General features: G+C 73.6%; 9 protein-coding genes. All 9 read right to left on the bottom strand.

Going from position 1 to position 13,611, the window contains the following annotated elements:
• Nucleotides 1–21: 21 nt before the first annotated feature.
• Nucleotides 22–795, bottom strand: a complete 774-nt coding sequence (locus tag ACSYGO_RS17000) for an AAC(3) family N-acetyltransferase (protein ID WP_432186586.1) — start codon at nucleotides 793–795, stop codon at nucleotides 22–24.
• Nucleotides 792–2,948 carry a radical SAM/SPASM protein FxsBH, inactivated beta-hydroxylase extension form gene (gene fxsBH / locus ACSYGO_RS16995; protein ID WP_432186585.1) on the bottom strand — a complete coding sequence of 719 codons (2,157 nt, stop codon included), beginning with the start codon at nucleotides 2,946–2,948 and terminating at the stop codon, nucleotides 792–794. The genes ACSYGO_RS17000 and fxsBH overlap by 4 nt, the downstream gene beginning before the upstream one ends.
• Before the next feature lie 143 nt (nucleotides 2,949–3,091).
• Nucleotides 3,092–3,274, bottom strand: coding sequence for a hypothetical protein (locus ACSYGO_RS16990; protein WP_028800985.1), 183 nt, complete (start codon nucleotides 3,272–3,274; stop codon nucleotides 3,092–3,094).
• 222 nt (nucleotides 3,275–3,496) lie between these two features.
• Nucleotides 3,497–3,913 (bottom strand): hypothetical protein, encoded by a 417-nt coding sequence (locus ACSYGO_RS16985; RefSeq protein ID WP_460386999.1) that lies wholly within the window; start codon nucleotides 3,911–3,913, stop codon nucleotides 3,497–3,499.
• 65 nt (nucleotides 3,914–3,978) lie between these two features.
• Complete coding sequence (locus tag ACSYGO_RS16980; protein WP_432186583.1) at nucleotides 3,979–4,464, bottom strand: hypothetical protein; 486 nt, start codon at nucleotides 4,462–4,464, stop codon at nucleotides 3,979–3,981.
• A gap of 470 nt (nucleotides 4,465–4,934) precedes the next feature.
• Nucleotides 4,935–6,512 (bottom strand): GAF domain-containing protein, encoded by a 1,578-nt coding sequence (locus ACSYGO_RS16975; protein ID WP_460386998.1) that lies wholly within the window; start codon nucleotides 6,510–6,512, stop codon nucleotides 4,935–4,937.
• A 24-nt stretch (nucleotides 6,513–6,536) separates the two neighbouring features.
• Nucleotides 6,537–7,574, bottom strand: coding sequence for a rod shape-determining protein (locus ACSYGO_RS16970; RefSeq protein WP_426680519.1), 1,038 nt, complete (start codon nucleotides 7,572–7,574; stop codon nucleotides 6,537–6,539).
• 138 nt (nucleotides 7,575–7,712) lie between these two features.
• Nucleotides 7,713–12,572 (bottom strand): SAV_2336 N-terminal domain-related protein, encoded by a 4,860-nt coding sequence (locus tag ACSYGO_RS16965; RefSeq protein WP_460386997.1) that lies wholly within the window; start codon nucleotides 12,570–12,572, stop codon nucleotides 7,713–7,715.
• Nucleotides 12,562–13,575 carry an AAA family ATPase gene (locus ACSYGO_RS16960; RefSeq protein WP_435223016.1) on the bottom strand — a complete coding sequence of 338 codons (1,014 nt, stop codon included), beginning with the start codon at nucleotides 13,573–13,575 and terminating at the stop codon, nucleotides 12,562–12,564. Before ACSYGO_RS16960 ends, ACSYGO_RS16965 begins: the two co-directional genes overlap by 11 nt.
• Between the last annotated feature and the right edge of the window lie 36 nt (nucleotides 13,576–13,611).

Here is a 13,611-nt window from a genome sequence, read left to right as displayed (position 1 = left end):
GGCCCGCACGGGTCGCCTCTTTCACGTCAAACCATGTCGATATCCAGACATCTGGACACCCGCCAGGTCGACGGCCTTCCGCACCCCGAAGAGCAGCACCGCTCTCCCCGCCATTTCCCGTTCCGTCCAAAGATCACGCGGCAGGCGCGCCCCGATCGCCCCGAAGTCCCCGTCGTCCAGCACGATGTCCTCGTACGCCGTCCAGCGGCCGGGACCGCCCACCACGCAGTGGTAGGAGCGCCGGGCGGGCGCGGGACGCAGCCGGTACTCGGCGAGATGGAAGGCGCTGCACACCTCGAACCCCACCCGCAGCAGCAGGACATGTGCGTCGGCCGCGTACAGCTCGGCCATCGGGGAGGTCTCGCCGAGGTGGCAGTGCGGGTCGTGCCCGCCCAGCAGTTCCCCGGCGCGCGGGCCGAGACCGGCCAGCGAGGTGTGCGGATGCCCGCTGCGCACCGAGCCCGGTGTGGTGCGCACGCACTCGGCGAGCACACCCATCGTCGGACAGGGCGTCGTCGCCGGGTCGAACGGCGGCACCGACGCCCGGAACACCGCCTCCTCGCTCTCCGACATGGCCGCGGTGAGCGTCTTGTACGCACGTGAGGTGAACGAGTTCTCCGGGGTGAACGTGGGCACGACGAGTGTGCCGTCGGGACCGAGCGCGTCGAGCAGAGCGTCCCGTACGTCGGCGGCGCGCACCCGCGCACCGCCGAGTGAGGCGTGCACCATGAGGACACCGCCCGGGCGCACACCCAACTCCGTGAAGAACTCCGCCAGTTCGGCGCGGGATGTCACGACAGGACCGCCCACTCGGCGCGCAGTTCCTCGGCCAGCACCACGCCGGTCTCGGTGAGTTCGTCCTTCGGGCGTTCGCCCAGCTGCTCCAGCGCGCGCTCCGCGCGGTCCAGCGCGGCCGCCCGCAGGGCCGCGTCGCCGGCGAAGTACGTGGCGTTGCCGAGCGCCCGGCTGGCCTCGTCGAGCAGCCGGCCGGCACGGTTGCCCGGCACGTTCAGGTCGGCCGTCCCGCGCAGCGCGGTGAGCCGCGCCCGCCGCCCGGTGCGCGGCAGTTCCCGCACGAAGTCCTCCGGGTCGAAGTCGACGGCCACCCCGAGCGCGCCGAGCCCGTGGGCTCCGAGCCGCACGCCCGAGCCCTCCTTCAGCGGGGTGACCGTGGTGACCAGCAGCGCGTTCGCGTCGGTGCGCCAGCCGGGCGCGCGCTCGTCCATCAGGTCGAACGCCGAGCGCAGCCGCCGGGCGAACGCGTCGAGCCGGCCGGGGCCGAGCGGCGGCGCGACGGGCACGGGGAAGCAGTCGCGCAGCGGATCGGCGTCGTCGAGGAGCAGGACGGTGCCGTCCGTCAGCGTGGTGGCGGGCAGCGGGCGCCATACCGAGGGGCCGTCCTCGGGCGCGCGCTCCTCGCCGGTGTGGGTGCGCACCCGCAGCCGGCCGGCGGTGACGGAGACCTCGATGCGTCCCGGTTCGGGGAGGGCGAGGGTGCCCAGGGTGGGCAGATGCAGCTCGCGGGTGCCCTGGTGCCAGCGGAGTTTGAGGTCGGTGCCGGCGCGGACGGCGACGGCGGCGATCGCCGAGGCGAGCGGCGCCGGGCCGTCGAGCCGGTCGTGCAGGCTCTCCTTGAGCGCGGTGGACAGATAGGGGTGGGCGAGGACGTCGTCGACGTGGGCCGGGCCCTGCGGGCTGCCGTCGAGGTCCAGCAGGGCCCGCCACATCTCGTCCCAGTCCTCTTCCCCGGTGTGCCGGGCCACCGCGCGGGACAGCGCGTGCCGGATCGACTCGCCCTGCGCGAACCACAGCTCGCCGCTGTCGTGGACGGCCGGGCTCAGCGCGCGGTCGGTGGTCCGCTCGGCGATGCCGTCGACGAGCGCGCGCAGGTCGGCGCAGAAGACGGACGGATTGTCGAAGCCGCGGCCGGTGCTGTACCGGTGGGCGTAGAGCCCGCCGCCGCACGACTCGACGACCGGGCAGCGCCTGCAGGTGGAGCTGATCCCCGCCAGGCCGAGCTGTCGCGCGCGTACGCCGTGGTGCCGGGCGAGCTCCCCGAAACTGTGCTCGAACACGTCGTAGCCCGTGGCGGGCGCTCCGGCGTAGGCCGTCTTCAGCGAGTCGGCCTGCTCGAAGCTGCCGTCGGTCTCCACCACCGCCAGGTCGCTGGGCGCGAGCCCCATGGCCTCCGTCAGGCTCGGACCGCCCCGCAGGGTGCTGAGGACCGACTCGAAGGTGCGCACCGCCACGGTGCGGCCCTGTTCGTCCCACCGGTCGAAGATCCGGAGCAGCCACCGGGCGTACGCGGTGGGCGAGTCGACGGGTCTGTGCGGTGGGCTGTCCCAGGTCGAATGGGGCAGCAGGTAGTCGATGCGCGGCGGCTCCAGCGCGACCAGCGCGTCGTGCACCGCCACGGGGTCGTTGGCCACGTCCACGGTGCACAGCAGGCCGCTGTAGAGGTGCCGGTACTCGGGTCTGCGTAACAGGGCCAGCGCGCGCAGCACCCGGTCGTAGCTGCTGCGGTGCCGGCGGTCGAGCCGGTGCCGGTCGTTCGCGGCGCGGTCTCCGTCGAGCGAGACACTGACCTTGACGCCGAATTCCCTGAACACGTCGAGATGCCGGGTGTTCAGCTGGACGCCATTCGTGTGAATGCGGAGATCGAGTTCCGTGACCTCGCTGAGAGTGCGTGTGAGTTCCGCACAGATGTTTCTCATGCGAACGGGTCCCACGAGAAGCGGTTCGCCACCGTGAAGGATCACGGAAACGGACGGGAGTTTCTGCTCCTCGGCATACTCCGCGAATCTTTGGGCGACAATCCCGAGTGTTTCCTCGGAAATAAAGGTGGGTCGCCCTTTCCAGCTCTGGTCCGCATGCTCGTACACATAACAGTGATCACAGGCGAGGTCGCATCGACTGTGGATCTTGAGAACCAGCTGCTGAAGCTTCACTTGGTGAAGGGTAGTGCCGACGGCGGGCCGCTTGTACCGCGAACTCCCAGATCTTTCAAGCCGGTTGACGCCTCCGGCGCACGCGGACGGGCGCACCGGGCGGCTTCTGCGCCGCCGGATGCGCCCGTCCGAAGTCTGTGGGGCTAGAGAGCCGAGTCGAAAGTGATCGGCTTGGTGGGGCGCCGCCCGGGGATGTCCGTCACTCGTCCGGCCGACCTCACCGCGGCGGTGCCGAGCGGGTCGATGGCCGACAGGGGGGTGTGCTGCTTGCGCACGGGCCGGGCGGCGACGGGGCGGCGCGTCGTCGGCATCACCGAAACGTTCATTTGAGGATTGTCCACTCTTGGATAGGGGAATACTGCGTCCACCGCGGACCCTACCTGAGATCGGCGGACCCTACCTGAAAAGAACGACAAGAGACCAGCACTTCGTCGCAAGCGGCCTAAAAACGCCTTGGCCGGTCGGGACGTATGCGCCGCGACAAGTCGTAGCGGGCGGTTGGGCCGTCCGGGGCATTCGAGGACGTCAGTTCGCCGGGTGCCAGGCCGTCACAGTGGTGACTGCCAGGTGACGGTGGTACCCGCCCCGTCCCCGCCCGCGCCGCGCCCACCGGCCGCGGCCTCGCCGCCACCCTCCTCGCCGCCGCCCCGGCCCTCCCCGCTCGTGCGGTCCGTGCCTGGGGGGAAGCCGTGGGCGGCTTCCGTGGGGGTGCCGTGGTCCGCTCCCGTGGGGATGCCATGGTCCGTAATCGTGGGGGAGCCGTCCTCGTCGACGCGCTGGCGGCGGTAGGCCACGATGAGGGGGACCAGGGTGGCTGTACCGGCGATGATGCCGAAGGAGAGCTTGGCCAGGTCGAACAGGGTTTCGAAGTCGATGCGTCGTTCGGACTCCACCTCGCGGGCGCGCCGAGGGAGGTCCCAGCCGGTGGAGAGCCCCCCAGCCATCTGGGTCCGCTGCCAGGCCAATGCCTAAAGGATGGGGGAGGGGTGGTCCCGTTCCGGATTTCCGCCCCTCGGCCGGGAAAATCGAGCTACCGGCTTCGCAGTTCGCGGACTCGTTCCCTGGCGGCATGTGCAGCCTTCCTGATGGCGCCGGCGCAAGCGCCCAGTTGCTGTTGGCGTTGGTCGCGCTCACGCCCGTTGCGGAGGGCTAGGGCCGCTCGCGCAGGCTCCTGTGCGGCTTCCAGCGTGCGGCAGAGCTCTGCGAGCAGTTCCCGCAGCTTCCGCTCGTTCCTGCCCGCCGTCTCGAACACGGGCTTGGTATCAACGGCCTGCTGCAGATCGCCGGTTGTGATGGGGCGTGCTGGATGTGGTGTGACGGTCGCCAGAAGCGATGTCAGTTCGTCCTCCAGGGCTCCGAGTCGATGGCGTGCTCGTCGGGCGACTGTGCTGTGGACTGCCAAGGCGAGACCAATCGTGCCCGCTGACGTGCCTACGACGCTGATGAGCACGGTTCCTGTCTCGGTGATCGCCGTGATCGACTGATTCGCCAGGCAGACGGGAATGCTGGGGCTCATTTTGCGGTTCCTCCCCTGGATCGGTGCAGGGACTCCTGTGGCTTGCCGGCTCGGTGTCCCTTGAACGGTTCGTCAGGCACGCCGGGCGCTGGAACGTCGCGGTGTGCGTCAGGCCTGTGGTCCTGAGGGTGGCTTCTCAGGACCGCAGGTCGTTCTGGGGTCCGCGCTCCCGTTTTGGGCATGGAGGTGCCGTGGCATCGGGTAGCTCCATGAGTGGTAGGGGAAGTTGGACCCCTGAGGCGTGGACAGGCTGCGAGTCGCTAGCCGATGTTGCACATGCTCCTTTCAGACCAAGTGGACAGCTGCTAGCTCTCATTCAGGCTCAGCCTGCGTGAGCGTAGCGCGTCCTGTCCTCACTCTGAATTTTATCGTTCCGGCCGTTGCCTGCCCCGAAAGAAGCGCAAGGCGGGGCACTTCGATTGACTCGGCCTGAAAACGAGGAGGCCTGTGGTTCGCCCGGTGCCAGGCCGTCACAGTGGTGACTGCCAGGTGACGGTGGTACCCGCCCCGTCCCCGCCCGCGCCGCGCCCACCGGCCGCGGCCTCGCCGCCACCCTCCTCGCCGCCGCCCCGGCCTTCCCCGCTCGTGCGGTCCGTGCCTGGGGGGAAGCCGTGGGCGGCTTCCGTGGGGGTGCCGTGGTCCGCTCCCGAAGGGGCGCCGTCGTCGCACACGGTCAGCCGGACCCCGGGGCGGCCGTCGGGCAGCCTCGCCGTCACGTCGACCGTCACCTCGATCCACGACACCCCGGTACGGCGCGTGGCCGCCGCCAGCGCCCGGCGCAGCGCGGCCAGGAGCTGACCGGCCACCGGCTCCGTGAGCCGGCTCTCGACGGGACCGGTGAACCGCGCGGACGGCTGGAAGCCGACCACCGCCGCCGCGCCGGCGGCCTCGCGCAGCACCTTTCCGCGGAACGTGGTGGGGGCGTCGGCGGGCGGCTGCTGCAAGGCGAAGATGGCGGTCCGGACCTCCTGGACGGTCGCCTGCAACTCGTCGACCGCCCGGCCGAGCATCACGGACACGTCCTCGCCGCCCGCCGCCGCGCTCCTGCGCCGCGTGGACTCCAGCATCATTCCGGTGGCGAACAGCCGCTGCACGACCAGATCGTGCAGATCCCGGGCGATGCGGTCGCGGTCCTCGTACACCGCAAGCCGCTGACGGCGGTGCCGGGCGTCCGCGAGGACCAGTGCCAGCGCGGCCTGCGAGGCGAACTGCGTGGCGAGCAGCCGGTCCACCGGGGAGTACGGCCGGCCGCCGCGCGTGCGCGGCAGGGCCAGCGTGCCGATCAGGCGGCCCTCCGCCTGGAGGGGGAGCATCATGCTCGGCCCGAACCGGGTGCGCACGTGCGTCGTCATCCGTGGGTCCGTCGCCGAGTCGTCGATGAACACCGCCTCACCGCTCAGGAGCTGGTCCAGCACGGGGCTGCCGGGCGCGATGGTGGCGCCCACGATGTTCCCGGGATCGCCGAGCATGGACGCGGTCACGATCTCCATGCCGCCCGCCCTGTCGGGCTGGAGGATGACGCCCGCCGTGGCGCCGGCGAGGACCCGGGCCCGTTCGGCGACGATCGCCAGCGCGTCCGACGCCTCGTCGGCCGTCAGCAGCGCGGTCGTCACGGCGGCGGCACCCTCGATCCAGCGCTCGCGCTGCCGTGCCGTCTCGTACAGGCGGGCGTTGGCGATCGCGATACCGGCCTGGGTGGCGAGGACCCGCAGCAGTTCCTCGTCCTCCTCGGTGAACGGCCCGTCCGGCTTCCCGGCGAGCCAGAGGTCGCCGAACACCTCGTCGCCGATGCGCAGCGGAACCTCCAGGCGGTCACCGGCCGGGACCGCGGGACCCTTCTCGGTGCCGGGCGCGTAGGGACGCGCCGCACGGATCTCGACGAGCCCGTCGCGGCCCGGATCGGTCATGCCCAGCACCGCGTAGCGCGCGCCCGTCAGCTCCGCCGCGCCGTCCACGATGCGCTGCAGCGTCGCGCGCAGATCGAGGTCGGTGCCGACGCTGAGGACGGCCTCCAGCAGGGACGGGAGGCGGGGGACCGGGTCGGTCATGCGGCGCCCTCGGCCGTCGGGCCGTCAGCCCGCCAGCGGGTCCAGGACCATCGGCTGGATCATGCCCTCCAGCATGTAGCCCAGCCCCTGCACGGCACAGACGTCCGGCCTCTCCGCGATGTGGACGGGCATCCCCGTCGCCTCCCGCAGCATCTGGTCCAGCCCGGGGAGCAGCGCGCTTCCGCCGACCATCATGATGCCGCGGTCGGCGAGGTCGGCCACCAGGTCCGGCGGGCACACGCGCAGCACCTTGCCGATGCCGTCCAGCACGGCGGTCAGCGGGGTCTGGATGGCGTCGCGCACGGCGGCGGTGTCGACCCGCACGGAACGGGCCAGGCCGGTCGCCACGTCCCGGCCGTGGATCTCCGTGGACGTCGGGCCCTGCGCGGTGAGCCCGTTGCCCGAGAGGGCCAGCTGGAGGGGGCGTACGGCCTGGCTCGGCAGCATCAGCTCGTGCTGGTGACGCAGGTGCTGCACGATCGCGTGGTCGACGGCCTCGCCGCCCACCGGGACCCGCTCGGCGGTGACGATCGAGCCCAGCGACAGCACCGCGAGCTGCGTCGCGGCGGCACCGCACACCATGACCATGGTGGCCTCGGGCTGCTCCACGGGCAGTCCGCAGCCCACGGCCGCGGCGATCAGCGTGTCGACGAGCTCGACCCGCCGTGCGCCCAGCCCGACCAGCGTCTCCACGGTGGCGCGCTGCGCCAGCGGGTCCGCGTCGTGCGGGGTGCACGCGGCGGCCCGCAGCCGCGGCTTGCGGCGCAGCGTGCGGCGGACCTTGTCGCCGAGCAGCTGGCGCAGCATCCGCTGGGCCATCTCGATGTCGACGACCGTGCCGCCCGACACCGGCCGCACCACACGGATGTAGTCGGGCGTACGGCCCGTCATCTTCTCGGCGAACTCGCCCACCGCGATCAGCGCGCCCGTCTTCGTGTTGATCGCGGCGACACTCGGCTGGTCGACGACCAGGCCCGCGCCCTTCACGTACACCCGGGTCCGCGCGGCGCCCAGGTCGACGGCGAAGTGACAGCGGCGCAGCTGCTCCAGACTGGCGGTCATGGCAGGTCCTCCGTGAGCGCAGAGCGTGGGCCCCGCCGGGCGGCGGTCCTCCTTCGCATCGTGCGCGGGCCGCCGGGGCGTCGCCTTCTGTGGGGGGCCGGGCGGGGTGCCGCTGGACGGGTGACTCGGGGGACGGTCTCAGTCGGCGCGGACGGCGTCGAGGACCGGTTCCAGCGAGGTCACCGCCTGCTCGCACCCGGCCCGTGCGAGCTCCGACCTGAGCCGTGCGTCGGGGGCGTAGCCGAGCACCGGCAGGCCGATGGCCACAGCCGCGCCGACCTCGGCGACGGAGGAGGTGACGAGCAGCGCGTCCGACGGAGCCGTGCCCAGACTGTCCAGGGCGCGCCGCAGGCAATCGGGGGCCGGCATGAGGAGGGCGAGGTCGTCCGCGCGGCCGTGGGACCCGCCTGCCACCGAGTCGGTGAGGCCCCGTTGCGCCAGGTACGCGGTCAGGGCGCGCGGGGAGAGATCCGAGACCACGGCCGCCCGCGGACCGAGATCACCGAGTGCGTGGAGAAGGGCGTCGGCGTGCCGAGTGGGCCGCGCCGTACGGACGGCCCGCTCCTCGATCAGGTCGAGTTCCCGGCGCAGGTCGTCGCTCAGCCGGTGCCGCGCCAGTGCGCGCAGCAGGTCCAGCGGATTGGCCGCCGTGTGCAGAGGCGTCTCGCCCGACAGGAGTCGCTGTCCGCCCAGAGCCTCGTCCGGATGGCGGAGTTCGACGAAACGCGCGACGAGGTCACGGGTGACCTGCTTCGCCGTCTCCGTGGAGTAGAGCCGGACGAGGGGGCCGTCGAACCCGAGCAGCAGTGTTTCGGCGGCGTCGACGGCGGACGACGTCCCGGCGGTCGTCGGCGCCTTTGCGGCCGGCGTGGGCGTCGGCCCGGCCGGCGTGTGGGAGGAGCGCGGCCCGGACGGCGGCGCCGCCGGTTCGCCCTCGGGGGTCAGCGCGACGGACCACGTCACCGACAACCCCGGCACCGGCCATCTGCGCAGCGCACTGTGCACCGCGTGCTGTGCCGCGCCGGCCCGGCGCAGTGGGTGGCGCCGCGTGATCCGCCCGGCCTCCTTGAGGAAGTGGGCGAGCAGGCGAGCGGACACGTCGGTCGTCCTGCCGCGCACGAACGCGACCGGGTCGCCCACGTGCCAGGACAACCAGAGCGACGCGGCGAAGGCGCCGCCGCCCGAGCTGGGCAGGGACAACTCGTGGGCGGCCTGGTGCACGGCGAGATCGACCTCGTAGTACGTGACGATCGGCCACAAGGCGCGTCGGCCCGGCGGCCGGTGGAGCTGGACCGGATCCAGGAGGGCCAGTGCCCCGTCCGGCCGGCCGTTGTGCACGATGGCGGTGAGGGAGGACTCCGCGGTGACGACCTCCTCCAGATTGCGCGTGGTGAACGGGCCGCGCACCAGGTCGCGTCGCTCGGGCTCGGTCTCCGGCGCCCGCTCCGGCAGGTCCAGCGGGCAGTACCAGGCCACGGGCGGGCCCGATCCCTCCCAGCGCAGGGGGAGGAAGGAGGCGTCGGTGACGGCCGTGTCGCCGCCCATCAGCTCCTCGTGCAGCGGAGGGGACAGGACGATGACCACGTCGCGGCCGGAGCCGACCTCGGCGGTCAGGGTCGCGGCACGGTCCGCGGGCGTGAACTGCGCGGTGTGCCAGAAGGTGACCGACAGCCGCGGCGGATCCTCCATCTCCAGCAGGGCGCCCGGCAGTTCACGCATGACGGCGTGCAGCGCGGTCAGTACGGACGCCTCGGGCTCGGTGATCACGAGGTAGCCGTTGTCGCGGGCCAGCAGCTCGTAGTCGCGGGGGGCCATGTCGCTCAGCGAGAGCAGCCAGGCCAGGGTGCGGCCGACGGCGCTGTGACTCCGGGGCTGCAGGGCCTGCTCGCCGGGATCCAGGTACTCGACGACGATGGTGGGCCGGGCGCGTTCCGGGGCGCCGCGCAGCTCGCGGTACAGCTCCAGCATGGTCGCGCTCGGCTCGCCGTAGGGCTCGCTCGCCTCCTCGAACGCCTCGTACGACTCGATGGCCTCGGCGATCCGGCCCTGGCCCTTGAGCGCGAGGATGTGCAGCCGCCGGAAGTCCTCCCGCCGGGGGTGGGACCGGAGCAGTTCGGTGAGGTCGGCCGCCGCGCGTTCGAAGCGGCCGAGCTCCAGGTCGAGTTCGGCGCGGGTGGCGCACAGCGTGAGGCGCAGGGCGCGCAGCCGGCCGCGGGTCGTCTCGGCGGCGGGTCCGGGCACGCCGTCGACGGGCTGGCCCTGCCACAGGGCCAGCGCCTCCCGGACGGCGGCGCGCGCTCCCGCCGGGTTCTGCTCGTCCCGGAGGGCCTTCGCGCGGGCGATCAGCTCCTCGCAGCGGTTCAGGTCGACGCCCCCGGGGTCCGCGAGGAGGGCGTAGCCGTCCGCGGTGGTGGCCAGCACGCCGGGGCCCAGGGTCTTGCGCAGACCGGCCGCGTACGTGGACAGCAGCCGTGCCGCGCGCTGCGGGCGCCGGCGCCCCCACAGGCCCTGGATCAGTTCCTCGTGCGTCACCGTCCGCGCGCGGCGCAGGAGCAGCATGCACAGCAGCGCCTGTTCCCGGGGCGCACCGGCGGCCAGGGGGCGGCTGCCCTGGCTGACCCGCACGGCGCCCAACAGGCGGAACCGGAACCGGGAGGCCTCCCCGGCCTGGAGGACCTGGGCGAAGGAGGGGGTGAGGAAGAGGTCCCTGCCGCGTCGCTGGGCCTCCAGGTCCGAGGAGGTGAGCGGGGTGAGGGCGTCGTCGAAGAATGCCCTGAACTCGCCGGGGATCGCGCCGAGTTCGGGTGCCGAGTCGCCTCCGGCCAGCCGCCGCAGCAGATGGCCGAACCGGCGCAGGTCCTGCGACTGGTCGGGAGGCTGTTCCGCGTCCAGCGCGAAGTGGGTGATCTTCACGGTGCCGTCCGGGGCGACGAGCAGCGCGTTCGGGGTGAGCCGGCCGTGGGCGACGCCCTTCTCGTGCGCGGCCCGCAGCCCGTCCGCCACCTGCTGTGCCAGGGGCGCGAGGAGCGAGAAGGGCAGCCCGAAGCCGCCCTCCGCCGTCAGCTCGGCGACGGTGAGTCCCTCGACGAACTCCGTGACAAGACAGGGCAGTCCGTCGTCGATGCCGTAGTCGCGCACGGCGATCACATGGGCGTGCCCGACGCCGGCGAGGGCCCGTGCGCGCTCCAGGAAGAGCTGGTGCCGTGCGGGAGGCGCGGGGTACTGGTGCACCGTCACGGTCCGGTCCGCCTCGGTGTCCAGCGCCTGCCACAGCGCGTGCCCGCCGCTCGTCCCGAGCCGCCGCACCAGCCGGTACCGGCCGAGCGCCAGACCTCCGGAGCGCGCCGGCGTCGCACCGCCCAGCCTCCTGAGACTCTCCTCCCGCACCGTCGCGATCGGCTCGCCGCCGCCCCGCTCGTCCCCGCGCCCCGGGGCGAGCACGGGGAACTCCCCGGCGGCCACCCCGGCCCGGACGTCGATCAACGCGCCGACCCGGGAGAGGAGTTCGGCCGTGCGGGTGTGTGCGGTGCGCGGCAGCGTGCCCAGCAGGAGCTCACGGACGCCGGGGCGGAAGGCGTACGAACCGGGCGGACCCGGTGTGCTGCTGAGCACTCCGCTGAGGATGACCTCCGCCAGGTGCTGCGGCTGCGGGCTGGGCTCGATCGCGGCCTGCACCAGCCGCATGACGGGCAGTTCGGCCCGCCCGACGGCGAGATGCCCGGCGAGGCGGAAGGCCTCGGGCGACGCGATGGACCGGAAGCGGAGGACCAGTTCCTCCGGGGAGAGCTGCTCGACGTCGCCGCGGCCCTGCTCGTCCAGCGGGGCGGGCGGGGGAGCGGCGTCCAGCAGCGCCACCGAACCGGGGAGCTGGCCCGAACCGGCCACCAGCGCCGACCAGTTCGCCAGCCAGGGCGCCGAGGGTTCCAGGACGGGCAGCGGCAGCGGCGCGGAGCCGTGCGGGTCCGCGACGGCGTAGGAGTCCACGGAGTAGGCCGAGTTGGGGGCGGCGGGCCACGGGGCGGAGATCCGGGCGGCCGTCGCCGGGAGGGCGGTGGTGCGCCACAGGCGTTCGGGCAGCGGCTGGAGCACGGCCACCGGCATCCGGGCCGCCCAGCGGCGCAGCGTGCGGTACCAGCGGGTGCCCGGCGGCCCGCCCCGCCACTGAGGGCCCATGCAGTCGCTGACCAGCAGGGTGACCGTGCGCCCGTCGGCGTACGCCTCCTGCGAGCCCGGCCGCCGTACCGTCCCGCCGGCGGTGAGCCGGTGCAGCTCCACCGTGCGGAAGACGCCCGACTGGGCCAGTGCGGTGTGCAGTTCGCGGACGAGCGGGCGCCAGACGGGCATGGTGGGGCCGGTGTCGTGCACCAGGTGCAGGGTCAGCCAGCGTTCCGTCGCCGGGCGCAGCACGGGCATCCACCAGGGCGGTGCGGCGCCGAGCCGGGCGATGCGGTGCGCGGTCTCCTCCTCGTCGAGTTCCTGGCCGACGGGCGCGGGCACCCGGCGCTTGAGGGGCCGCAGGGTGCGCTGGAGCGCGAGCGGGTGGGCCAGCATCGGGGGCGCGGGGGCGAGGAGCGTGGTGTGCGGGCCGTCGTCGTCGCCGGGTCCGCCGCTGCCGGCCGCGTCGCCGCTGCCGGGCAGCAGGAGGGGGACACGGCCCTCGGAGTGCCCCGGCCCCGCGGGCGGTTCGGCCCCCGGGCCCGCCGGAGGCGCGGGCGGCGGCGGGCCGGCCGGCGGGGGTGCCCCCGGCGTGGCCGGGGTGCCGGAGGGCTCGCGTCCGGCGGACTGCGGCCGGGGCGCGCGCACGGGCGCCGAGTCCCCTTCGGCATGCCCCGCGAGCCACAGCAGTTCGGCCAGTTCCACGGAGCCCGGCGGCTCCCCGCCGGTGACCTCCCCGAGCAGCCGGGCGAGCGCGGCGGGTCCCGCCGCGGGCCCCTCGCCGGCGGCCGTGCCGTCCGGGGCGCCCGGCGTGCCGGTCGCGTCGGCGGGGTCAGAACTCATCGTCGTCCTGGGTGCGGCTCAGGTACGGCATCAGCTGCTCCGCCAGGTCGTCCCGTGACGCGGCGTCGATGCCCGCGGCCCCCGTCAGGTAGATGGCGTTCAGGAGCTGGTCCGTGGCGAGTTCACCGCCGGTGCCGCGGGAGAGGAAGCGGGTGATCAGCTCCCGGGCGTAGGCGTCGGGCTCGCCGAGGTGGGCACGGACGATGGCTTCCAGGTGGGCGTCGCGCGGCTGGTGGAGTTCGAGGCGGACGCAGCGGCGCAGGAAGGCGGGCGGGAACTCGCGCTCGCCGTTGCTGGTCAGCACCACGAAGGGGAAGGCCCGGCAGCGGACCCGGCCCCGCAGGACCGGGACACGGTCGTCCGTACCGGCGATCATCACCTCGGCGGCGGGTGTGTGCCGGGCCGCGCGGACCAGCTCGGGGATCTCGTACTCGCCCTCCTCCAGGATGTTCAGCAGGTCGTTCGGGAGGTCGAGGTCGCTCTTGTCGATCTCGTCGATGAGCAGCGCCCGGGGGCGGCGGTAGGGCAGGAGGGCGGTGCCGAGGGGGCCGAGGCGCAGATGGTCCTGGAGTCCCTCGTCCGCGGACGGTTCGTGCGCGGCGGCGCGGCCCGCGGCGTACAGGCGGGACAGCGGATCGTACTGGTAGAGCCCGTCGCGCAGGGTGGTGCGGCTGGTGATGTTCCAGCGCAGCACGGGCCCGAGCCGCAGCTCGCGCGCCACCGCGTACGCGAGGCTCGACTTCCCGCTGCCCGGCGGGCCGGTCACCAGCAGCGGCCGGCGCAGGTACAGGGCCGCGTTGACGAGCTGGACGGCGCGGTCCGTGGCGCGGTACGTGCGGGCGCGGTGCCTGCGGTCCGGGGAGGCCGCCGAGGTGTCGTCGTCCACGGCGGGCGTGTCCAGCTCGGGGCCACCGTCGAAGTCGCGCCACGGCGGCGGCGCCGGCAGCTTCGCGATGCCGTCGTGGGGCTCGCTCCCACCCGTGTAGACGGGCCACAGGGACATGGTCTCTCCTCGTTAGCGGGCCGGCCGGACGGCGGG

It is taken from the genome of Streptomyces krungchingensis (genome assembly GCF_054729265.1).
The sequence above is the reverse complement of the archived record's forward strand: the minus strand, read 5'-3'. Positions and strand labels throughout refer to the sequence as shown.

Excerpts from the sequence above, each read along its gene's own strand:
- ACSYGO_RS16990 (WP_028800985.1), bottom strand. The coding sequence starts at position 3,274 with ATGAACGTTTCGGTGATGCCGACGACGCGCCGCCCCGTCGCCGCCCGG.
- ACSYGO_RS16980 (WP_432186583.1), bottom strand. The coding sequence starts at position 4,464 with ATGAGCCCCAGCATTCCCGTCTGCCTGGCGAATCAGTCGATCACGGCG.
- ACSYGO_RS16975 (WP_460386998.1), bottom strand. The coding sequence starts at position 6,512 with ATGACCGACCCGGTCCCCCGCCTCCCGTCCCTGCTGGAGGCCGTCCTC.
- ACSYGO_RS16970 (WP_426680519.1), bottom strand. The coding sequence starts at position 7,574 with ATGACCGCCAGTCTGGAGCAGCTGCGCCGCTGTCACTTCGCCGTCGAC.
- ACSYGO_RS16965 (WP_460386997.1), bottom strand. The coding sequence starts at position 12,572 with ATGAGTTCTGACCCCGCCGACGCGACCGGCACGCCGGGCGCCCCGGAC.
- ACSYGO_RS16960 (WP_435223016.1), bottom strand. The coding sequence starts at position 13,575 with ATGTCCCTGTGGCCCGTCTACACGGGTGGGAGCGAGCCCCACGACGGC.